The 21,651-nt window shown below is 67.0% G+C and carries 21 protein-coding genes; 11 read left to right on the top strand and 10 right to left on the bottom strand.

The annotated features are described in order from the left end of the window. Positions 1 to 2: 2 nt before the first annotated feature. From GGC47_RS02385 to GGC47_RS02370, 4 genes are read left to right on the top strand one after another with little or no spacing between them, the layout of a single operon-like run. Positions 3 to 1,166 (top strand): amidohydrolase/deacetylase family metallohydrolase, encoded by a 1,164-nt coding sequence (locus GGC47_RS02385; RefSeq protein ID WP_142020243.1) that lies wholly within the window; start codon positions 3 to 5, stop codon positions 1,164 to 1,166. Between the two features lie 5 nt (positions 1,167 to 1,171). Further along, on the top strand, positions 1,172 to 1,681 hold the full coding sequence (locus GGC47_RS02380) for a GNAT family N-acetyltransferase (RefSeq protein ID WP_370953896.1): 510 nt from the start codon (positions 1,172 to 1,174) through the stop codon (positions 1,679 to 1,681). Between the two features lie 37 nt (positions 1,682 to 1,718). Then, on the top strand, positions 1,719 to 2,177 hold the full coding sequence (locus GGC47_RS02375; protein ID WP_038361290.1) for a RidA family protein: 459 nt from the start codon (positions 1,719 to 1,721) through the stop codon (positions 2,175 to 2,177). Further along, positions 2,174 to 3,295, top strand: a complete 1,122-nt coding sequence (locus tag GGC47_RS02370; RefSeq protein ID WP_142020244.1) for an alanine racemase — start codon at positions 2,174 to 2,176, stop codon at positions 3,293 to 3,295. Before GGC47_RS02375 ends, GGC47_RS02370 begins: the two co-directional genes overlap by 4 nt. A gap of 63 nt (positions 3,296 to 3,358) precedes the next feature. Here GGC47_RS02370 and GGC47_RS02365 read toward each other — a convergent pair whose 3' ends face one another. From GGC47_RS02365 to GGC47_RS02340, 6 genes are all read right to left on the bottom strand, one after another. Next, positions 3,359 to 3,925: a DUF2345 domain-containing protein gene (locus tag GGC47_RS02365; protein WP_038361293.1), complete on the bottom strand. Its 567-nt coding sequence runs from the start codon at positions 3,923 to 3,925 to the stop codon at positions 3,359 to 3,361. Positions 3,926 to 4,007: 82 nt separating this feature from the next. Next, positions 4,008 to 4,736 carry a DUF1028 domain-containing protein gene (locus GGC47_RS02360; protein ID WP_142020245.1) on the bottom strand — a complete coding sequence of 243 codons (729 nt, stop codon included), beginning with the start codon at positions 4,734 to 4,736 and terminating at the stop codon, positions 4,008 to 4,010. A gap of 160 nt (positions 4,737 to 4,896) precedes the next feature. Continuing rightward, positions 4,897 to 6,696: a gamma-glutamyltransferase family protein gene (locus GGC47_RS02355; RefSeq protein ID WP_429066745.1), complete on the bottom strand. Its 1,800-nt coding sequence runs from the start codon at positions 6,694 to 6,696 to the stop codon at positions 4,897 to 4,899. A 69-nt stretch (positions 6,697 to 6,765) separates the two neighbouring features. Next, positions 6,766 to 7,641, bottom strand: coding sequence for an ABC transporter permease (locus GGC47_RS02350; protein WP_142020247.1), 876 nt, complete (start codon positions 7,639 to 7,641; stop codon positions 6,766 to 6,768). Positions 7,642 to 7,649: 8 nt separating this feature from the next. After that, positions 7,650 to 8,594, bottom strand: coding sequence for an ABC transporter permease (locus GGC47_RS02345; protein WP_038361297.1), 945 nt, complete (start codon positions 8,592 to 8,594; stop codon positions 7,650 to 7,652). Positions 8,595 to 8,739: 145 nt separating this feature from the next. Further along, positions 8,740 to 10,257, bottom strand: coding sequence for an ABC transporter substrate-binding protein (locus GGC47_RS02340; protein ID WP_112763374.1), 1,518 nt, complete (start codon positions 10,255 to 10,257; stop codon positions 8,740 to 8,742). Between the two features lie 280 nt (positions 10,258 to 10,537). On the opposite strand from GGC47_RS02340, the gene otnK reads away from it, so the two are divergent. The 3 genes from otnK (at position 10,538) to GGC47_RS02325 (ending at position 14,797) form a co-directional block, all read left to right on the top strand. Further along, complete coding sequence (gene otnK, locus GGC47_RS02335) at positions 10,538 to 11,803, top strand: 3-oxo-tetronate kinase (protein WP_142020248.1); 1,266 nt, start codon at positions 10,538 to 10,540, stop codon at positions 11,801 to 11,803. 72 nt (positions 11,804 to 11,875) lie between these two features. Then, a complete protein-coding gene (locus GGC47_RS02330; RefSeq protein WP_142020249.1) occupies positions 11,876 to 13,210 on the top strand; it encodes a malonyl-CoA decarboxylase in 1,335 nt (444 codons plus the stop codon). 39 nt (positions 13,211 to 13,249) lie between these two features. Further along, the gene (locus tag GGC47_RS02325) at positions 13,250 to 14,797 is read left to right on the top strand and encodes a malonate--CoA ligase (RefSeq protein WP_429066740.1); all 1,548 of its coding nucleotides are present in this window, start codon (positions 13,250 to 13,252) and stop codon (positions 14,795 to 14,797) included. Positions 14,798 to 14,875: 78 nt separating this feature from the next. On the opposite strand, the gene GGC47_RS02320 is transcribed toward GGC47_RS02325, so the two are convergent. Both GGC47_RS02320 and GGC47_RS02315 read right to left on the bottom strand, forming a co-directional pair. After that, positions 14,876 to 15,640 (bottom strand): MBL fold metallo-hydrolase, encoded by a 765-nt coding sequence (locus GGC47_RS02320; RefSeq protein WP_038361306.1) that lies wholly within the window; start codon positions 15,638 to 15,640, stop codon positions 14,876 to 14,878. A gap of 99 nt (positions 15,641 to 15,739) precedes the next feature. Further along, complete coding sequence (locus tag GGC47_RS02315; RefSeq protein ID WP_113252096.1) at positions 15,740 to 16,333, bottom strand: NADPH-dependent FMN reductase; 594 nt, start codon at positions 16,331 to 16,333, stop codon at positions 15,740 to 15,742. Positions 16,334 to 16,421: 88 nt separating this feature from the next. On the opposite strand from GGC47_RS02315, the gene soxR reads away from it, so the two are divergent. Continuing rightward, positions 16,422 to 16,877: a redox-sensitive transcriptional activator SoxR gene (gene soxR, locus GGC47_RS02310; protein WP_038361308.1), complete on the top strand. Its 456-nt coding sequence runs from the start codon at positions 16,422 to 16,424 to the stop codon at positions 16,875 to 16,877. A 65-nt stretch (positions 16,878 to 16,942) separates the two neighbouring features. Here soxR and GGC47_RS02305 read toward each other — a convergent pair whose 3' ends face one another. Beyond that, positions 16,943 to 17,743 carry a creatininase family protein gene (locus GGC47_RS02305; protein ID WP_142020251.1) on the bottom strand — a complete coding sequence of 267 codons (801 nt, stop codon included), beginning with the start codon at positions 17,741 to 17,743 and terminating at the stop codon, positions 16,943 to 16,945. A gap of 140 nt (positions 17,744 to 17,883) precedes the next feature. Here GGC47_RS02305 and GGC47_RS02300 point away from each other — a divergent pair, with 140 nt between their 5' ends. Genes GGC47_RS02300 through GGC47_RS02290 form a run of 3 tightly spaced genes read left to right on the top strand, consistent with a single transcriptional unit; the run spans position 17,884 to position 20,581 of the window. Beyond that, on the top strand, positions 17,884 to 18,915 hold the full coding sequence (locus tag GGC47_RS02300) for an ABC transporter substrate-binding protein (RefSeq protein ID WP_142020252.1): 1,032 nt from the start codon (positions 17,884 to 17,886) through the stop codon (positions 18,913 to 18,915). A 35-nt stretch (positions 18,916 to 18,950) separates the two neighbouring features. Beyond that, entirely contained in the window at positions 18,951 to 19,712 is a 762-nt protein-coding gene (locus GGC47_RS02295) for an ABC transporter ATP-binding protein (RefSeq protein WP_142020253.1), read from the top strand. Continuing rightward, positions 19,709 to 20,581 carry an ABC transporter permease gene (locus tag GGC47_RS02290; protein ID WP_133562031.1) on the top strand — a complete coding sequence of 291 codons (873 nt, stop codon included), beginning with the start codon at positions 19,709 to 19,711 and terminating at the stop codon, positions 20,579 to 20,581. Before GGC47_RS02295 ends, GGC47_RS02290 begins: the two co-directional genes overlap by 4 nt. Positions 20,582 to 20,591: 10 nt before the next feature. Here the strand turns inward: GGC47_RS02290 and GGC47_RS02285 are convergent, their stop codons facing one another. Next, the gene (locus tag GGC47_RS02285) at positions 20,592 to 21,455 is read right to left on the bottom strand and encodes a hypothetical protein (protein WP_142020254.1); all 864 of its coding nucleotides are present in this window, start codon (positions 21,453 to 21,455) and stop codon (positions 20,592 to 20,594) included. Positions 21,456 to 21,651 lie beyond the last annotated feature (196 nt).

Below are 21,651 nucleotides of genomic sequence, written 5' to 3'. Positions count from 1 at the left end.
CGATGACCCACGACATTATCCTCAAAGGCGGCCGGGTCATCGACCCCTCGCAGAAGCATGACGGCATCCTCGACGTCGCCTTCACGGACGGCAAGGTCTCCGGCTTCGGCAAGGATCTGAAGGGGGCGAAGGAGATCCGCGACGTCTCCGGCTACATCGTCACGCCCGGCCTGATCGACCTGCACACCCATGTCTATTGGGGCGGCACCTCGCTCGGCATCGACGCCGACGAGTTCTGCCGCCTGTCGGGCGTCACCACCTCGGTCGACACTGGCTCGGCCGGCCCCGGCAACTGGGCGGGCTTCCGCAAGCATGTCATCGAGCCGAGCCAGGCGCGCATCCTCGCCTATCTCCACGTCTCGCATGCCGGCATCTACGGCTTCGATCATCGCGTCATGGTCGGCGAGAGCGGCGACATGCGCATGATGAACCCGATCGACTGCGCCGAGGTCGCCGACAAGAACCGCGACTACATCGTCGGCATCAAGGTCCGCGTCGGCCTGCATGCCTCGGGCGACCAGGGCACCAAGCCGCTCAACATCGCGCTGCAGGTGGCCGAAGAGGTCGGCATGCCGCTGATGTGCCATATCGACCATCCGCCGCCATCCTATGAGGAAGTCCTTGCCATGCTCAGGCCGGGCGACGTGCTCACCCACGCTTTCAGGCCCTTCCCGAACGCCCCCTGCACGGCGCAGGGCACGGTGAAGCCGGAGGTGGTGGCCGCCCGCAAGCGCGGCGTGATCTTCGATATCGGCCACGGCAAGGGCTCGTTCTCCTTCAAGACGACGCGCGCCATGCTCGCCAACGGCTTCGAGCCGGACGTGATCTCGTCGGACGTTCACAAGCTCTGCATCGACGGCCCGGCCTTCGACCAGGTCACTACCATGTCGAAATTCCTCTGCATGGGCATGAGCCTGAACAATGTCGTCGCGGCCTCGACGGTGAACGCCGCCATGGCGCTGAAGCGCCCGGAATACGGCTCGCTCAAGGTCGGCTCGCTCGGCGACGCGACCATCCTGACGATCAAGGAAGGCAAGTTCGACTATGTCGACGTGGTCGGCGAGCATCTGATCGGCGACAGGAAGTTCGTCTCCGAGGGCGTCGTGCTCAAGGGCAAGTGGTGGCACCCGAAGCGGACCAGCAAGTTCCCGAAGGTCGCGGCGTAACTTTCATGTCACGCGAAACGGGCTGGCGCCGCATGGCGCCTGCCGATCTGCCGGCCGTGATGCGGATCGCGGCGGTCGTCCACGCGGCTTATCCCGAGGACGAAGCCGTCTTCGCCGAGCGGTTGCGGCTTGCCGGCGAAGGCTGCCATGTCCTGGAGGGCGAGGGCGGGGCGCTGCTCGGCTATCTGGTCAGCCATCCCTGGCCGGCCGGCGAGATCCCTGCGCTCAACTCCCGGCTTGGCGCCGTTCCGGACGGTCAGGCGAACTGGTATCTGCACGATCTCGCTGTGCTGCCCGAAGGACGCGGAGCGGGGGCTGGCGGCCGGATCGTCGCGGAGCTCGCCCGCCGGCTCGGGCAGGCCGGCTACCGAAGCCTCTCGCTGGTGGCGGTGAACGGCTCTACAAGCTTCTGGCGGCGTCAGGGATTTGCCGTTGTCGAAGAGCCCGCGCTGGCCGGGAAGCTGGCGACTTACGATGAAGCGGCCTGCTATATGCGCCGCGACCTGAAGGACTGACGCGACAGGCGTCGGAAGGACTGAGGAGAAAGATGCCATGAGCGCCGATGACAGGCTGAAGGAACTGGGGCTGACCCTGCCGGAGGTGCCGACGCCGGTCGCGACCTATGTCAGCTTCAAGCAGGTCGGCGACATGATCTATCTCTCCGGTCAGGGTCCCAAGCGCGCCGACGGCACCTATCCGACCGGCAAGGTCGGCGCCGACGTCACGATCGAGCAGGCCTATGAGCATGCCAAGCAGACCGGCCTCGGCCTGCTCGCGGCGATGAAGAAGGCGGCGGGCTCCCTCGACAAGGTCGAGATCGTCAAGCTGCTCGGCATGGTCAATGCAGCGCCGGATTTCTCGGATCATCCCAAGGTCATCAATGGCTGCTCCGACCTGTTCGTCGCCGTACTCGGCGACCGGGGCCGCCACGCCCGCTCGGCCGTCGGCATGGGCTCGCTGCCGAACCGGATGACCGTCGAGATCGAGGTTATCGTCAAGGTGCATCCATGAGCGTGACCGCGACCACCTCCAGGGCCGTCGAGCAGCCGGCCGCGACCCCTCTTGCGGCCGAGATCGCCCGCATTTACGGCACCCCTGCCGTCGTGATCGACCTCGACAAGGTCGATGCCAACATCGCCCGTCTCCAGGCCGCCTGTGATGCGGCCGGCGTCGCCAACCGCCCGCATATCAAAACGCATAAATCGCCCGAGCTGGCCCGGCTCCAGGTCGAGGCCGGCGCGCGCGGTATCACCTGCCAGAAGCTCGGCGAGGCCGAGGTGATGGCCGATGGCGGCATCGACGACATCCTGATCAGCTACAACATCCTCGGCGAGGAGAAGCTGGGCCGCCTCGGCGCCCTGCAGCGCCGCGTCCGGATGATCGTCGCCGCCGACAACCCCGTCACCATCTCTGGCCTGCCGCGCGCGGGCGAGATCGCGGGTCGTGATCTGGAAGTCGTCATCGAATGCGACACCGGCCGCAAGCGCGCCGGCGTCGAGACCCCGAACGAGGCGGTCGAGTTGGCGAAGATGGTCGCGGCGTCGCCCGGCCTGCGCTTCGCCGGCTTCCTGATGTACCCGCCGGAGGATGGCTGGGAGCGCACGCAGGTTTTCCTCGACACCGCCAATGCCGGCCTGCGCGATGCCGGCCTCAAGGCCGATATCGTCTCGACCGGCGGCTCGCCCAACATCCCCAACATGGGCAAGCTCAAGGGCGCGACCGAGCATCGCTCGGGCACCTCGATCTTCAACGACCGCATGCAGATGGCGGCCGGGGTCGCGACCCTCGATGATTGCGCGCTGACCGTCTACGCCACGGTGGTGAGCCGGGCGGCGCCCGAGCGCGGCATCCTCGATTCCGGCTCGAAGACGCTGACCAGCGACAAGGGCGGCCTCGACGGCCACGGGCTGATCCTCGAATATCCTCGCGCGAAGATTGCGCAATTCGCCGAGGAGCACGGTTTCCTCGATCTCTCCGGCACGAACGAGCGTCCCGTCGTCGGCGAGGTCGTGCGTGTCGTGCCGAACCATGTCTGCGTCGTCGTCAACATGGTCGACCGCCTCATCACGGTGCGCGGCGACAAGCTGATCGGGGAACTGCCGGTCGCGGCGCGCGGGAAGCTGACCTGACTGAAGCGCATCCGCATTTTCTTCAAGTGAAGCGGCGGCCGCTTCGCTTGAACATGCTCAGGCTCAATTCTGCAGGATCTTCGATCCTTTGATCGTGACATGGCCGGACGCCTTGGCTTCGAGGTGTCCGGAGGCCTTGAGCGTGACGTCCCGTCCGTGAAGCTCGACGCTGCCGTCCTTCTTCAGATCCAGCCTGGCATCGCCGCTTTTCAGCACCATCGCGTTGGCGCTTTCGACCAGAAGCGTCTTGCTGACCGCGACCGTCATCTCCTTGCCGGAGGTGACGGCAAGGCTCTGTCCGCTATCGATCTTGCAGCCCACGGCCGCGGTGACGTTGAAGCTCCGTGTTTCGAACGAGGCTTCATGGCCGCTGCTGATGCGCAGACGGTTGCCGACAACGAGGCTGGCATTGGCGCCTGCGATCACGGCAAGGTTGGCGCCTGCGGTCAGCGTCATCGCGCTGCCGGCCGTGAGCGAGATCCCGAGCCCGCAATTGACGGTCAGAGAGCCCGGCGCGTTGATGACGACATTGCCGCCCCGGTCTGCCGAAATCGCCTGCAGCAAGGCTGCGACCTGCGTCTCCAGCGTGGCGATGCGCTTCTGGAGGGCTTCGTTGTCCCGATCGGCCATCGCATTCCCCGCTTATTGGATGACAGGGTGACGAAACGTCACCTTATCACGCGACAGGCTTGGCGAGAATGCGCTCCGCGGCTCAGCTCTCCGGATGCCGCGCGTTCCAGTTCGCCGCGTATTCCGCGCAGAGCCGGTCGAGTTCGGCCCTGTCGGTGACGCCGGCAGGGCGGCTGCGCGAGGGCGAGGCCTGCTGGAACGGCACGGAGCGCTGATGCGCCACCCGCCAGAGCCGACGCAGCTCCGCCAGCGGATCGGGATGATCGTCGACGCGGATGTCGAAGCTCGGCACCGGCTCGCCGTTCCAGATGCGGATGGCGGCTGATTGCCGGCCGCGCTTGTCGCCGCCGGCCTTCTCGCCGGCTTCGAGCGCGACCAGGAGCCGTTCGTCGAAATCGAGGCCGGATGCCGCGATATAGGCCTTCAGCGTCTGCTGCACGACCTCCGGCCCCGCCAGCATGTTGCCGGCGACCGAGACCTGCGGCCCGTCCACCGCACCGCACCAGTCGATGCAGGCCGCGCCTGTGTGAGCGGCGATCTTGCCGTCGCGGTCGATGACATGGAGCTGGCGATGGGCACGGCCCTCATCGGCCGCCGTCAGCGTCGCGACGATCTCGAGAGCCGAGCGACCTTCCTGCAGCAGCTTCAACCCGTCGACGCCATAGAGCGGATTGACGAAGGCCTGCGTCGCGATGGCGCCGATCCGGCCGCCGCCATAGGGCACGCGCGCGCCGACGGCGAAGGCGCAGGTCGAGACGGCGACGCCATAGGCGCCCGTGGCGGCGTCGCGGGCGACGATGGACCAGGTCATATGCGGTTCCTCGTTATCCGGTCGATCTCAGTCTTCCCCGTCATCCCGGACAAGCGGCGAAGCCGCACCGATCCGGGATCCATCGAAGGGCGAGGCGCTCTACGATGGCTTCCGGGTCTGCGCTTCGCTTCGCCCGGAATGACGGCAAAACCGGCAGAGCTTACCGCCCCGCGGCATAGGCCTGCATCAGACGCGGCGTCGCGGCGGCGCGCAAGAGGCCGTCATCGCCCGTCTCCGCCGCCGTCAGGCGCCCGACCGTCCAGGCCGGGGCGCGCTCGAGCCTGTGGCCGCGCCGCTCCAGCTCCGCCAAGGCCGCCGCGCCGATGCTCTCCTCGATCATCAGATGTCCCGGCCGCGAGGTCCGGGGATAGAAGGAGGAGGGGAAGTGCTGCGTGTGGAACAGCGGCAGGTCGATCGCCTCCTGCAGGTTGAGGCCGTGATGGACGCGGCGCAGGAACAGGCCGAGCTGCCACTGCTCCTGCTGGTCGCCGCCCGGCGTGCCGAAGGCGAGGCGTGGCTTGCCGTTCTCGAAGGCGATCGAGGGCGTCAGCGTCGTGCGCGGCCGCTTGCCCGGCGCGAGCGAGGAGGGCAGGCCCTCTTCGAGCCAGAACATCTGGGCGCGCGAGTTCAGCGGGAAGCCGAGCTCGGGGATCACCGGCGAGGATTGCAGCCAGCCGCCGGACGGCGTCGCCGCGATCATGTTGCCCCATTTGTCGATCACGTCGATATGGACCGTGTCGCCCTTGCGCCCGGCCGCGACCATCGAGGCCATGGTCGGCTCGCCGACGCTGGCGCCGCCCTGGGTCGGCTGGGCGATGGCACCAAGCGCCTTCATCGCATGCGCGACCTGCGCCTCGTAGCCGGGCACGATGCCGGGGCGCAGCTCCAGCGAGGCCTGCTTGCCGATGAGGCCGCGCCGGCCGGCGGCGTAATCCTCCGAGAGCAGCGTCGCGAGCGGCACCGTCACGAAATCCGGGTCGCCGTAATAGGCCTCGCGATCGGCGAAAGCGAGCTTCATCGCCTCGACGACATGATGCACGAAGTCGGGGCTCGCCGGACCCATTCCCGCAAGGTCGACGCCCTCCAGGATCTTGAGCGTCTGCAGGAAGGCCGGACCCTGGCCCCAGGGGCCGATCTTGAAGACCTCCCAGTCGTGATAGGTCACGGAGGCCGGCGTCTCGTAAGTCGGCTGCCAGCTCGCCATGTCGTCGGCGGTGAGCAGGCCCTTGTTGCGCCGGCCGGAGGAATCCATCACCTCCTGCGTGCGGCAGAAACGGTCCATCGCCTCGGCGACGAAGCCCTTGTACCAGGAATCATAGGCGGCCTGGATCTGCTCCTGCCGGTCGGAGCCTGCGGCCTCCGCCTCGTCGAGGATGCGCCTGTAGGTCGCGGCGGCGGCCTTGTTGGCGAAGAGCTTGCGCGCCTCCGGCACGTTGCCGCCGGGGAGATAGACCGCGCCGGACGTCGGCCACTCGCCGGTGAAGAGATCGGTAAGCTCCCGGATCGAATCCGAGACGCGCGGCAGCATCGGGTGGCCGTTCTCGAAATAGCCGATGGCCGGTTCCAGCACCTCGCGCAGCTTGAGCCGGCCATGGTCGCGCAGCAGCGTCATCCAGCCGCCGAAGGCGCCCGGCACGACGGTCGCGAGCAGGCCGGAGCCGGGGATCATATCGAGGCCGAGTGCCTTGTAGGCCGCGATGGTTGCCGCCTGCGGGGCGGGTCCCTGCGCGCAGAGCGTCTCGACCTTCTTCGTCTCGGCCGAATAGAACACGGCCGGCATGTCGCCGGCCGGGCCGACGAGATGCGGCTCCACCACTTGCAGCACGAAGGCGGCGGCGGCGCAGGCGTCGAAGGCGTTGCCGCCCTTCTCCAGCATCGCCATGCCCGACGCGGTCGCGAGCCAATGCGTCGAGGTGACGACACCGAAGGTGCCGAGGATTTCGGGGCGGGTGGTGAACATGGGTGTATCCAGTCGTGGAAAGTGGTCGGTGCGGTGTCAGCGGCGAGGGCCGGGCGTGGCTGGCGTCATCTAATTCTCTCTGGGATCGAGCGCGTCGCGCAAGCCGTCACCGAGCAGGTTGAAGCCGAGCACCGCCAGGAAGATGCAGATGCCCGGCGCCACCGACATCCAGGGCGCCTGCTCCATGAAGTTCTTGGCGACGTTGAGCATCTGCCCCCAGGAGGGTGATGGCGGCTGCTGGCCGAGCCCCAGGAAGGAGAGGGCGGCTTCGAGGATGATCGCCTGCGCCATGAACAGCGTCGATTGCACGATGATCGGCGAAAGCGTGTTCGGCAGCACATGGCGGAACATCAGCCGCAGGTCGCGCGCGCCGACGGCCCGTGCGCCCTCGACGAAATCCTCGGCCTTCACGCTCATCACCTGCCCGCGCACCAGCCGGATGAAGATCGGCACGGCCGACAGGCCGATCGCGATCATCGCATTGGTCAGCGAGGGGCCGAGCACCGCCGCAAACGCGATGGCCAGGATCAGAAAGGGGCAGGCGAGCAGGGCTTCGGTGACGCGCGAGATCACGATGTCGATCCAGCCGCCATACCAGCCGGCGATGAGCCCGAAGGGCAGGCCGATGGCGACCGCGATCAGAACCGAGACGATGCCGGCGAGCAGCGAGGCGCGCGCCCCGAAGAACAGCCGCGCCACCTGATCGCGCCCGAGCTCGTCGGTGCCGAACCAGTAGAGCTCCGAAGGCGGCTTGCGGATGGCGAGGAAGTTCGACTTGAACGGGTCCGCCAGCGGCAGCACCGGCGCCAGCACCGCCAGCAGCAAGAAGAGGAGCACGAGCCCGCCGCCGATCAGCGCCGAGGGATTGTGGAGGAGCCGGGCCAGCACGCCCGGCCGCGCCTTCAGCCCGCTCGCCGTGCCTGCGCCCGAGGAGATGGAATCCATCGATGCCATCAGGCCGCCCTCAGCCGCGGATTGACGAGGATGTAGAGGATGTCCGCCAGCAGGTTCATCAGGATGAATCCGATGGCGGTGCACAGCACCACGCCCTGCACCACGCCATAGTCGCGGTTGAACACGGCATCGACGATGAGCTTGCCGAAGCCGGGAATGGTGAAGACCTGCTCGGTCAGCACCGCGCCGGCCAGCAACTCGCCGAAGAGCAGCGTCGTCAGTGTGATGATCGGTACCAGCGCGTTGCGCAGCGCATGGCGATGCACGACCGTGTCCTCGTCCAGCCCCTTGGCGCGGGCCGTGCGGACATAGTCGGAGCGCAGCACCTCCAGCATGGCCGAACGGGTATGGCGCATCAGGAAGGCGGCGAGCCCGTTGCCGAGCACGAAGGCCGGCATGATCAGGCGCTGGATCGCCTCCCAGGGGTGGACGAAGATCGATTCGTAGCCTGAGGCCGGCAGCCACTTCAGATAGACCGAGACCAGCAGGATCAGCATGATGCCGAGCCAGAAATTCGGGATCGACAGCCCCGACAGCGCGACGGCGCTAGCCGAATAGTCGACGATGGTGCCCTTGCGCCGCGCCGCCAGGATGCCGATGGGGATGCCGATCGCGATTGCCACCAGGATCGCGGCGGTGGCGAGCTGGATCGTCACCGGCAGCTTCTGCAGGATGAGGCCGAGCACGGGCTCCCCGGTGCGCAGCGAACGGCCGAAATCGCCCTGGACCACCTGCCCGAGCCAGGCGAAGAACTGCACGAAGACCGGGTCGTTCATCCGGTAGATCTCGCGCAGCCTGGCGATGGCCTCGGGGTCGCGCTCCTCGCCGGCGAGGACGAGGAAGGGGTCGCCCGGCAGCGCGCGCTGCAGGGCGAAGACGAAGACCGACACCAGGAACAGCGTCGGGATCGCGATCAGGATGCGTCGCAGGATGAGCGTCAGCATGGCGCACTCGAAACCGCTTTGTCATTCCGGATGCAGCGAAGCGGAATTCCGGGGTCCATCATAGGGAACTGCGCTCTACGATGGATCCCGGGTCGACCCTCGGCCGCCCGGGACGATGGCGCCGTGGTCGGCGCGAGGGAAGGGCTCACGAGCGCTTCAACCCTGCCAGCCGGATCAGCCCGTCCGGGTTGATGACGAAGCCGTCGATGTTCTTGCGCAGCGCGAAGAAGACCGTCTGATTGTAGAGATAGATGATCGGCAATTCGTCGTTCAGGATCTTCTGGGCGGCATCATAGAGCTTCTTGCGTTCGGCCGGATCGTAGACGGTCCGCGCCTGGTTGAGCAGGCGATCGACCTCGGGGTTGGAGTATTTGCCGTCGTTCTGCCCGCCGCCCGTGGTGACGAAGGGGTGGATGTTGCCATCGGGGTCGATGCGGCCCGACCAGCCGATGCGGCTCATCTGGAACTTGCCCTGCTGCTGGTCGCGGAGCTGGCTGGCGAACTCGGTCGCGCGGAGCTGGACATCGATGCCGGCTTCCTGCGCCATCGCCTGAATCACCTGGCCGATTTGGGTATCGACGGGGTTGTTGGTGACGAAGAGCTCGGCGGTGACCTTCGGCTGCCCGGCTTCCTTCAGCAGCGCCTTGGCCTTGGCGACATCGCGCTCCGGCACGGGGAAGTCGCCGCTAACGTAGAAATTGCCGGGGTTGAAGGGCTGGTTCATCGGCTCGTAGAGCCCCTCGAACACCACCTGGCTCAGCACCTTGCGGTCGATGGCGAGCGAGAACGCCTGGCGCACCCGCTTGTCCTGGCCCATCGGCTGCTTCGCGGCATCGCCGTTATTGGTGTTGATGGTGATGCCCTGATAGCCGAGATTGGCGATGCTGGTCACCTTGAGCGAGGCATCGGCCTTGGCCGATTTCACGTCGGTCGGCGCCAGTCGCTCCAGCATGTCGAGCTCGCCCGAGCGCAGATTGGCGAGCCGGACGGTGGTGTCGGGAATCGAGCGGTAGATGATCCGGTCGAAATTGTATTTGTCCGCTTCCCAATGCTCCTTGAACTTCTCCAGCACGATCCGGTCGTTCTGCACGCGCTCGACGAATTTGTAGGGCCCGGAGCAGATCGGCCTGGCGGTGACGTCGCCGGAGAGGCTTTTCGGCGCCAGCATCATGCCGGCACGGTCGGTGAGCTGGGCAAGCAGGGTGGCGTCGGGCCGCTTGAGCTTCAGGACAAGCGTCGCCGGATCAGGCGCCTCGACCTTGTCGACCGAGGCGAGCTCCGATTTGCGCAGCGATTCGGGCAGGGTCATCGCCCGTTCGAGATTGGCCTTGGCGGCCTCGGCGTTGAAGGCTTCGCCGTCATGGAATTTGGCCTCGGTCCGCAGCTTCATCGTCAGCGTCAGCCCGTCGGCCGAGAATTCCCAGGAGGTGGCGAGCCGCGGCACGAGTTTCAGCTCGGGCGTGATGTCGAGCAGCCGGTCGCACAGCCCCATGAAGACGATCCGGCCGACGAAGGTGCGGGCCTTGTGCGGGTCGAGCATGTCCGGGTCTTCCTGAAGCCCGATCCGCAGCGTCGATGGTGTCTGTGCCAGCGCCGGCGACAGGCCGGGCCACGCGGCGAGCGCGAGGGTGGAAGCTGCGGCCAGAACTTTGAGAAGCTTCATGGTTTTCCCCTCTTCGAACGTCGTTTTTCAAGGCGTCTCGGAAAGCGGGCGAGCACTCCGATCCGGCTCCATATCGGCGAACTTGTTCCTTGCGGGACCAAGTTGACTCAGAACCGCGGTGCCGTCGACGCTGCGGCGCACCAATTTCCGGGCGGCGTTGCACGGTTTTTGGGCGGCTCCCGCGGCATGCCGAACACTCGGGCAGGCGATGCGGCGATGACGGTCGCGCTGGCCGTGGGCGCCGGCTAGAAGGACGTAGAAAATCGAGAGGGAGGAAACCGTGCTTCTGGGTGTGATCGCCGACGACATGACGGGCGCGACCGATGTGGCGCTGATGCTGAACCGGGCGGGTATGCGGACCGTGCAGGTCATTGGCGTGCCGGCGGCCGGCGTCGCCTTGCCCGATGCCGATGCGGTGGTGGTCGCGCTGAAATCGCGGACAAATCCGGTGGCGGAGGCGGTCGCCGACTCGCTGGCCGCCTGCGAGGCGCTGCTGGCGGCAGGGGCGCGGCAGATCCTGTTCAAATACTGCTCGACCTTCGATTCCACGGCGGAGGGCAATATCGGCCCGGTTGCGAACGCGCTGATGGAGCGGCTCGGCGCGAAGCTCGCCATCGTCTGCCCGGCCTTTCCGGCCAATGGCCGCTCGATCTATCAAGGCTATCTCTTCGTCGGGGCCGTGCCGCTTCACGAAAGCTCGATGAAGGACCACCCGCTGACGCCGATGCGCGATTCCAACCTGATGCGATTGATGGCGGCGCAGGCGAAAACGGATGTCGGCCTGGTCGACTACGCCACGGTGTTCGCCGGCCCTGCCGCGGTGAAGGCGCGTCTCGCGAAGCTGGAGGTCGATGGCGTTCGCTATGTGGTGACCGACGCCCTCACCAATGAGGATCTGATGACGCTCGGCCATGCCGTCTCCGAGCATGTCTTGCTGACCGGCGGCTCCGGCATCGCCATGGGCCTGCCGCAGAATTTCCGCCGGGCCGGCCTCCTGCCGGAACATCCCGGCCCGCAGGATTTGCAAGCCCCGGCCGGGCGCAGCGGCATCATCTCGGGAAGCTGCTCCACTGCGACGCGCGGGCAGATCAAGGCGGCGCTGGCGGCGGGCTATCCGGCGCTCAAGGTCGATCCGTTCGCACTGGTCGAAGGGCGGCAGGATGCGGCCGGGCTCGCGGCCTGGGCGCTGGCGCAGCCGGCGGACAAGCCCTTCCTGCTCTATTCCAGCGACGACCCGGCCGAAGTCGCGGCGGTTCAGGACAAGCTCGGCCGTGAGAAGGCGGGGGGTGTCGTCGAGGATGCCTTCGCCGAAATCGCGCGGCTATTGTCGAAGGGTGGCGTCACGCGCCTGCTCGTCGCCGGCGGCGAAACCTCCGGCGCCACCGTGCTGGGCCTGGGGATTCGCACGCTGGAGATCGGCCCCGAGATCGACCCCGGCGTGCCCTGGACCCGCGTCGTCGACGGGCCGGCGATGGTCGTCGCGCTCAAATCGGGGAATTTCGGCGCCCCGGACTTCTTCCTGAAGGCCTGGAGCCTGCTGCGCTGAGACGCGGTTTGCGCCGGCGGAAACTCGTATAGGATCGCGGAGCAACCGGTCTTGGCAGTATTGGGAGCCCGCATGGATATGGCGTTTCTCGGCGAACTCCTGACCAACGTCGCCGATCGCGGCCGTGCGCTGATCGGCTTCGAGCGCTTTCTCGGCAAAGGCGCCCGGCCGATCGACCGGCTCTGCGAGGATCTTCTCTCCGGCAAGGGCGAGGCCTCCGGCATGGCGTTCGCGCAGGCCGTGCTCGACGCCTGGCAACGCCTCGACAAGCCCGGTCGTCTCGCCTTCTTCAACCTGCTCGCGGAGCGCTTCGGCCCGGATGCGGAGCGGCTCGACAAGGCCATCGAAACCTATCGCAAAAAGCCGGACGCAGCGGCCGTCTCGGCCCTGCATCTGGCGTCCGAGCCGCGCCGGCAGGAATTGCTGCGCCGCCTCAATCTCGCACCGGACGGCACCCATGTCCTCGTCCAGATGCGCGAGGCGCTGTTCGAGGCGATGGAGGCGGAGCCTGCGCTCAAGGCCGTCGACGCCGATTTCCGGCACCTTTTCGGCTCCTGGTTCAATCGCGGCTTCCTCGTGCTGCGCCGCATCGACTGGCGTACGCCGGCCAATGTGCTCGAGAAGATCATCCGCTACGAGGCGGTGCACGAGATCCAGGGCTGGGACGATCTGCGTCGGCGCCTCGAACCGGCGGACCGGCGCTGCTTCGCCTTCTTCCATCCGCAACTCGTCGACGAGCCGCTGATCTTCGTCGAGGTCGCGCTGACGACCGAGATTCCGCGCACCATCGGCGAGGTGCTTCAGCCGGAGCGCCAGGTGCTGCCGGCGCAGGAGGCGACGACGGCGGTGTTCTATTCGATCTCGAACTGCCAGGAGGGCCTGCGCGGCATTTCCTTCGGCAATTTCCTGATCAAGCAGGTGGCCGAGGACCTCAAGCGCGAATTGCCGGGGCTTGACACCTTCGTCACGCTCTCGCCGGTGCCGGGCTTCGCCCGCTGGCTTTCCGGCATCGCCGCCGATCCCGGCGCGTTCCATCTCACCAATGAGGAGCGCGCGGAGCTGGGCCGTCCGGCCGGCGAGACCATCTCGCTCGACGACGCGACCAAGGCGCGTCGCGACAAGCTGCTCGGCCAGATGGCGGCGCAATATCTGCTGCGCGCACGGGGGAGCTCGGGGCGCGTCATCGACCCGGTCGCGCGCTTCCATCTCGGCAATGGCGCGCGGCTGGAGCGCGTCAATGTCGGCGGCAATCTCTCGGCGCGGGGCCTGCGCGAGTCGCATGGCGTGATGGTGAATTACCGCTACGACCTCGACGATATCGAGACCAACCACGAGGCCTTCGCCACGCGCGACACGGTCGTGGCCTCCTCCTCGGTGCGCAAGCTGCTGCGCCCGGCCAATCCCTGACAGACCCGACGACGGAAACGCCTGAAAGGACCCGAAATCATGGGCAACCACCTGTTCGACCTCATCCGTGCCCGCATGCCGGGGCCGGGCGCGCGTTTTGCGCTCCTCGATGACGGCCGAAGCTACAGCTATCAGGACGTGCTCGACGTCTCCGCCCGCTTCGCCAACGCGCTGGTTGGCCTCGGCGTGAAGCCGGGCGACCGCGTCGCGGTGCAGGTCGAGAAGAGCATCGAGGCGCTGATGCTCTATCTCGGCACGGTCCGGGCCGGTGCGATTTTCCTGCCGCTCAACACCGCCTATACCCCGGCCGAGATCGAGTATTTCCTCGGCGATGCCGAGCCCGCCGTCTTCGTCTGCGATCCGGCGAAGGCCGAGGCGCTCAGGCCCTTCGCCGAGAAGGCCGGCGCGAAGCTGGAGACGCTCGGCGTCTGGCGCGCGCCGGATGTCTCGGCGGGCACGCTGTCCGACAAGGCGCTGGCGGCCTCGACCAGCTTCGCCGATGTCGCGCGCGGGCCGGACGATCTCGCCGCCATCCTCTACACCTCCGGGACGACCGGGCGCTCGAAGGGCGCGATGCTCAGCCACGACAATCTGTCGTCCAATGCGCTGACTCTGGTCGACTATTGGCGCTTCACCAAGGACGACGTGCTGCTGCACGCGCTGCCGATCTTCCACACCCACGGCCTCTTCGTCGCGACCAATGTGGTGCTGCTCTCCGGCTCCGCGATGATCCTGCTGCCGAAATTCGATCCCGATCAGGTCTTCAAGCACCTGCCCCAGGCGACCAGCATGATGGGCGTGCCGACCTTCTATGTCCGGCTGCTGCAGGATGCGCGGCTGACCCGGGAGGCGACGAAGCATATGCGCCTCTTCGTCTCCGGCTCGGCGCCGCTGCTGGCCGAGACGCATCGCGAATGGCGCGAGCGCACGGGCCACGCCATCCTCGAGCGCTACGGCATGACCGAGACCAACATGAACACCTCGAACCCCTATGAGGGGGATCGCGTCGCCGGCACGGTCGGCTTCCCGCTGCCGGGCGTTTCGGCGCGCGTGACCGACCCCGAGACGGGCAAGGAACTCGCCCGCGACGAGATCGGCATGATCGAGGTCAAGGGCCCCAACGTCTTCAAGGGCTATTGGCGCAACCCCGAGAAGACCGCCGCCGAGTTTCGCGCGGACGGCTTCTTCATCACCGGCGATCTCGGCAAGATCGATCCCGCCGGCTACGTCCACATCGTCGGGCGCGGCAAGGACCTGATCATCACCGGCGGCTACAATGTCTATCCGAAGGAAGTCGAGACCGAGATCGACGAGATGCCGGGCGTGATCGAGAGCGCGGTCATCGGCGTGCCGCATCCCGATTTCGGCGAGGGGGTCACGGCGGTCGTGGTCTGCAAGCCGGGCGCCGAGATCACCGCGAAGGGCATCGCCGGGGCGCTGGAGCAGCGTCTCGCCAAGTTCAAGCAGCCCAAGCAGGTCTTCGTCGTCGGCGAATTGCCGCGCAACACCATGGGCAAGGTCCAGAAGAACCTGCTGCGCGAGCAGTACAAGGACATCTACGCCAAGCAGTTGAAGGCGGGGGAATAGACCCCTTCCGTTTTAAATCGCGTGTCATCCCGGCCGGAGCGAAGCGAAGAGCCGGGATGACACGCGTATTCGAGTGGCTCAAACCAGCGCCGGCACGCCGAGTTCGATCGTCTCGCCGTCAGCGGGGATTCGCAGGCGCCGCGTGTCGACGCCGCGTTCCTTCGCCGCCTTGCGCAACGCTGTGCGACTGACGGTGGCGTGGTCCAGCGCTTCCATATGCGTCGCGATCATTGTCGCCCGCGGGAAGGCCTCGGCAAGATCGAGCGTCTGCTCGTCGTCCATCACGATCAGCGTGTTGTCCCACATCGCCCCGCAGGAATGCGTGACGATGACGTCAGGTCCCGTCGCCGCCGCGGCATCGCGCAGCGGCGGATAGAGCACGCTGTCGCCGCACCAGTAGAGCGTCGGCTCGCCCGGCGCCTCGAAGCTCAGCCCCATCACCGGCCCCATCTTATCGACCACGGCGCCGGTGCCGTGCTGGGCCGGATGCCGTTTCAGGATGATCGGCCCCAGCCTGATGAAGCAGTCGATCGCCGTGATCGAGGAGAAACCCGCCTGCGCGATCGCCGCTTCGTCACCCGGCCGGCAAATGATCGGCAGGTTCTTCGGCACGCGCTCCTTCGCGACCGCATCGAAATGGTCGGCGTGGAGGTGGGACACGATCACCGTGTCCACCCCGGCGAGGATGTCCTCGATCGGCTCGGGCAGCGGCGTCATCGGGTTCTGCGAGCGGCCGGTGAAGGAAGGGCGACTGAGCGGCACCCCGAAATCCGGGTCGATCAGGAAGGTCCTGCCGCCATAGTTGAGCTTCAGCGTCGCGTTGCGGAGAAGTTTGAGCTTCATATCCGTCCGGCTCCTGGTCTCGGGGCGGGCATTGTTTCGCCCAGGCCGCAGCGAGACCAGTTCGGATTTGTGAAGCTCGCCCCAACTTCGCGTGAGGTATCAGGCCGGTGCGAACTGGCCGTAGGGCACGGTTTCGCGCGCGGTCCGCAGCGCGCTCGCCCACCAATGGAGCTGCGCCAGCATCGTCGCCATCGCCCGTTCGGCACGGTCGGCTTCCATGAGCCGGCCCTCTGTGTCGAAGCGGCCCCAGACATCGGCGAAGGAGACGCCGTCGCGGATCGGTGCGGCGTGCAATTCGCCGAAGACGAGCCGCAACTGCTCCACGGCGCGCAAGCCCCCCGAGATGCCGCCATAGGAGACGAAGCCGACCGGCTTGCCGCGCCATTCCGGCCCGATCGAGTCGATCAGGAATTTCAGGATCGCCGGATAGGCGCGGTTGTATTCGGGCGTCACCACGATGAAGCCGTCGGCCCAGGCGATGGTCTGCCGAACCTCTTCCAGAGCCGGATGGCCGCTGCCGACATGGCGCGGCGGCAGTTCGAGCGTGCCGGGGTCGATGATCGCGAGCTCGAACGGGCCGTCGCCCTCGATCTGGGAAATCGCCCAGCCGGCGACCTTGTCGCAGAAGCGGCCCTCGCGGCCGCTGCCGTAGATCAGCGCCAGCCTGATCCTTGTGTCGAGCTTCTTGAGCATGGATGCGCTCCGGTTTGCGTCACGGGAGCGAGGCTTATAGAACCTCAACTAAGGTTAAGGTCAAGCGCCGAAAACGGAGGGGCGCGCGATGGATGTGCCGCAGCGCCTGCCCATGGAATTGAGCGTCGGCGAGGTCGCGCGCCGCAGCGGGCTCGCCGTCTCGGCACTGCATTTCTACGAGGCGGAAGGGCTGATCAGCAGCCACCGCACGGCCGGCAACCAGCGCCGCTATCCGCGCGAGGTGCTGCGCCGTGTCGCGATCATCAAGGTGGCGCAGCGGGCCGGCATGCCGCTGAAGACGATCCGCGAGGCCTTCAAGGCCCTGCCGCAGGGGCGCACGCCGACCGTGGCCGACTGGAAGCGCCTGTCCACGGCCTGGAAGGCGGAGCTTGATCGGCGCATCGAGCGGCTGACGCGATTGCGCGATCATCTCAACGGCTGCATCGGCTGCGGCTGCCTTTCGGTGAAGGACTGCCCGCTGCGCAATCCCTGGGACAGGCTGGCGGAGGAGGGGACGGGCGCGCGCCTGCTCGATCCGGACTGAGCCAGAGCTTCGGCCCGAAAAGCGGAGCGCGGTTTTCGGGAGAAGCCGATGAACAACCCAAAGATTTAGTCCGCCTTGTGCAGCCTCTCCAGCGGGAAGCGCGCCACGTCGGCCATCAGCTCGGCAAAGCCCTTGGCCTGCAGCGCGGCGGTCGCCTTGCCTTTCTCGGCCGTGGCGAGGCTGGCATCGCCCGCCACGCCTGCGGGGTGCACGTCCTGAGCCATCCAGGCGAAGGCATGCGGGCCGGTCGGCCTCAGCCAGCGATAGCCTTCATCCGCCATTGGCAGCATCAGCGGCTCGAAACGTTCGGCCTTGCCCATATCGACGAGGTCCGGCCGGAAATGCAGCATCAGAGCCGTCTCGACATCGCCGCCATGGATGCCGTGGCGGATATCGAGATCGGCAAAAAGCCCGTCCGGCAGGCCGAAGGACATCCAGGCGCTCGTTACCGCGAGCATGCCGTGCGCGACGCGCAATTCACGCGCGGCGATCTTCATCGGGTCGACATTGCCGCCATGGGAGGTGAGCAGCACGAGCTTGCGAAAGCCCGCCCGCTTCACGCTCTCGCCGATCTCGATCCAGGAGCGGACAGCGCTCTCCCAGCCGATGGTCAGCGTGCCCGGCGAATGCAGGTGTTCGTTCGATTTGCCGATGGCCTGCGTCGGGAGCACCAGCACCTCGACGTCCGCGCCGACCAGCGGCACCGCCTCGGCCAGCATGCCGTTCATGATGGTGGTGTCGGTCGAGACCGGCAGATGCGGGCCGTGCTGCTCGATCGCCGCCAGCGGCAGCACGGCGACGGTGCTCTCGCGCGGCAGTGCGGCGAAATCGGAGCTCTTGAGATCGCCCCAGAAGCGTGCGGTCATGCTCGGCCTGCCGATCGCGGGTTGCGGATGTTGCGAAGCCGCCTGCCGCGAGGCGGTGTTGCGATTTCCTGCCATGCTATCGCATGGCATAAGGGCACAAGGCCAGAGATTGCCGGGTCCGCCGTGGGGGAGTTCCGAACATGACGATGATGAGATATCGCCTGGACCGGCGCGCCGCGCTCGGCCTCATCGGCGGCTCCGCCGCTTCCGTGCTGGTGCCGGTGCCGGGCGCGCGAGTCAACGCGCAGACGCTCGACAAGGTGAGCTTCCAGACCAACTGGCGCGCCCAGGCCGAGCATGGCGGCTTCTATCTCGCGCTCGCCAACGGCATCTACAGGAAATACGGCATTGACGCCGAGATCCGGCAGGGCGGCCCGCAGCAGAACCCGTCGCAGCTTCTGCTCGGCGGCCGCGTCGACATGACGATGTCGACCAGCTTCGAGGCGGTGCGCTTCGCACAGGAGAACATCCCCTTCCTCGCCATCGCCTCGATCTTCCAGAAGGACCCGCAGGTCCTGATCTCGCACCCGAACCAGGGCAACGACTCGCTTGCGGCCCTGAAGGGCAAGCCGATCCTGATCGGCACCGAGGCGCGCACCGCCTTCTGGCCCTTCCTGCGCGCGAAATTCGGCTACACCGACGACCAGATCCGCCCCTACACCTTCAGCATGGCGCCCTTCCTGGCCGACAAGCGGATTTCGCAGCAGGGCTTCTTGTCCTCCGAGCCCTTCGCCATCCAGAAGGCCGGGGTGAAGCCGGTGGTGCATCTGCTCGCCGACAATGGCTTCGATGCCTACAACACGACGATCAACGTCTCGCGCAAGCTGATCGAGACGAAGAAGGATCTGGTCCAGCGCTTCGTCACCGCGACGCTGGAGGGCTGGGCGCAATACATGAAGGCCGGCCCCGAGAATGCCGCCGCCAACGCGCTGATCCTGAAGGACAATCCCGACATGGATCAGGAGAAGATCGACTACGCCGTCAAGGTCATGAACGAGAACGGCATCGTCCTGTCGGGCGATGCGCTGACACTCGGCGTCGGCGCCATGACCGATGCGCGCTGGACCAGCTTCTACAAGACCATGGCCGATGTCGGCGTCTTCCCGGCCGGCGTCGATGTGAAGAAGGCCTATACGCTCGACTTCATCAACAAGGGCGTGGGCAAGCCCTGAGCGTCGCGGGTCGATCGGTCTTGGACGAGGCCACCATGCCCCTCGTCGCATTGCGCGGCGTCTCGAAGCGCTTCGGCAACGGGACGCTCGCCGTGCGCGACGTCGATCTCGATCTCGCCGCCGGGGAGTTCGTCAGCCTGCTCGGCCCCTCCGGCTGCGGGAAGTCGACCCTGCTGCGCATGATCGCGGGCCTGGGCGCGCCGAGCGCAGGGACGATCGCCTGGCCGGGCCGCGACGAAAAGGCGACCGGGTCGGGGCGCGATCTCGGCTTCGTCTTCCAGGATCCGACGCTGATGCCCTGGGCGAATGCGCTCGCCAACGTCATGCTGCCGCTGACCTTGCAGAGGTTGCCGCGGGCGGAAGCGGAGCAGCGTGCCGCCGCGATGCTCGCTCTCGTCGGGCTGAAGGGCTTCGAGACATCCTATCCGCGCGAACTCTCCGGCGGCATGAAGATGCGCGTCTCGATCGCCCGCGCCCTGGTGATGCGGCCACGCATCCTGCTGATGGACGAGCCCTTCGCCGCGCTCGACGAGATCACCCGCCATCGCCTCAACGACGATTTGCTGGCGCTCTGGGCGCAAGAGCGCTTCACGGCCGTCTTCGTCACCCATTCGGTCTTCGAGTCGGTCTATCTCTCGCAGCGCATCGTGGTGATGGCGGCCCGGCCCGGTCGCATCATCGCCGATCTGCCGGTCGACGCCGCCTATCCGCGCGACGACCTCTTCCGCACCTCCGGCGAATATGCCCATCTCTGCCGCATCGCTTCCGGCCAGCTCAAGGAAGCGATCGGCCCATGAGCGCGCCTGAGGATACCCTGGCGCGCGAGGCCGCCGCTGCCGAGGCTTTGCCGGTTCCGGCCGAGCCCCGCTTCCTCGGTTTGCCGGTCGGCATCTGGCCTCGCATCCTCGCGCCGCTGGTCATCGGCGTTCTGGTGCTGGCGCTCTGGGAGCTGGCCGTCCGCTGGAACGACGTCCCGCCCTATGTCCTGCCCGGACCGCTGCTTATCGGCCGGACCCTGGTCGAGGATTGGGCGACGCTCTCCGCCTCGCTCTGGGTGACGTTGCGCATCACCTTCCTGGCGCTCGCGGCAGCCATCCTCATCGGCGTGGCGCTGGCGGTGCTGTTCAGCCAGTCGAAATGGCTGGAAATGGCGCTCCTGCCCTATGCGATCGTCCTGCAGGTGACGCCGATCGTCGCCATAGCGCCGCTGATCATCATCTGGGCTGATGACATCGACCTGTCGCTGCTGATCTGCGCCTGGATCGTCGCCTTCTTCCCGATCCTGTCGAACACGATCCTGGGCTTGAGCGCGGCCGACCACAACCTCGTCAATCTGTTCGAGCTCTATGGCGCCAGCCGCTGGCAGACCTTGCGCTATCTCAAGCTGCCGGCGGCGCTGCCTTATTTCCTGGCGGGGCTGAAAGTGTCGGGCGGGCTCGCTTTGATCGGCGCGGTCGTCGCCGAGTTCGTCGCCGGCACAGGCGGCAATGCCTCGGGGCTGGCCTATCGCATCCTCGAGGCCGGCTACCAGCTCAAGATCCCGCGGGTCTTCGCGGCGCTGGCGATGATCTCGCTGTCGGGAGTCGCGATCTTCCTCGCGACGAGCCTGATCTCGCATCTCCTGCTGCGCCGCTGGCACGAAACCGCGTTGCGGCGGGAGAATTGAGCGTTCCGGCTCAGACGAAATAGGCGAGCTTGCGCTCGGCCGGCAGCGCATCGATCTCGCGCAGCGCCGTTTCGGACGGAGCGGCGGCGGCCTGCATGCGCGCGGGCGCGTGAGGGGCCGTTTCGGCCTGGGTGAAGACGAGGTCGTCGTCCAGCAGATCGATCGTTCCGATCCGCTTTTCGGTGCTTGCCACGTCGTCGAGACTATGCGGCTGCGTTTGGTCGCTGCTTGCGGTGCCGAAACGGCCGTCCGCGACGCTGTCTTCGCTCGCCCGTGCCGGCCGGGGAGGCAGGCCGGCCAGTTCCGTCGCCGTCAGGTAGTGCGGGCTCGGATCGCGCGTGATCTCGCCGAAGGCGCGCAGGCTCGAATCGAGCATGGCGATGGTGTCTGCGATCTTGTCGATGCGCTGGACGACGCCATCGACGAGACTGACGGCCTGCGAGATATCCGCGGCATGTTGGTCGAGCCTGTCGCAGAGATGATCCTCGGCGCCGGCCTCGCGCAGCGTCCAGGCGACCTCCTGGATGTTCTCCGTCGCACCCAGAATGCGGCCGGCGGCCGTTTCGATCTGCATGGCGAGGCCGGAGGCGCGTTCCTGGGACCTGCCGCTGATCCGTTCGAGATCGATGCGCAGGTCGCTGATCAGGGCGGCGGCTTCGATCAGGCTGGCATCCCGGCTCGTCTCCTGCACGCCGAGGCCGACGACGCGCTCGATCCGGCCGATCGCGGTCAGGAGCTGAGCGGTGTCCGCCTGTCGGTTGCGCTTGGCGTATTCGGCCATGAACCAGCGGCCGCGCGACGTCTCCATCACCGCCGCCTCGATGGCGTCGAAGTCGGTTTGGCTCAGCGGTGTCAGGGAGCGGGCATCGCTCATGACCGGTCTGCCTTCGCAAGGGACGGCCGAATCAGTGACGGCCGCAACGTGAACGGGGCAAGATTGCGCGACGATTTCTTAAGGAATTGCTGCTTCGGCGGGCAGGCGGGGTTCCATGCTATGGCGCTTCGGCAACGCTACTCCGGCGTAATGCCGCACGGGGGCTGTCCGGCTTGCCAAGCGTCCCCGGCGCGGC

Source organism: Allobosea sp. OAE752, from assembly GCF_050433265.1.
Taxonomy (GTDB): domain Bacteria; phylum Pseudomonadota; class Alphaproteobacteria; order Rhizobiales; family Beijerinckiaceae; genus Allobosea; species Allobosea spartocytisi.
This window is presented reverse-complemented; position numbering and strand designations above follow the sequence as displayed.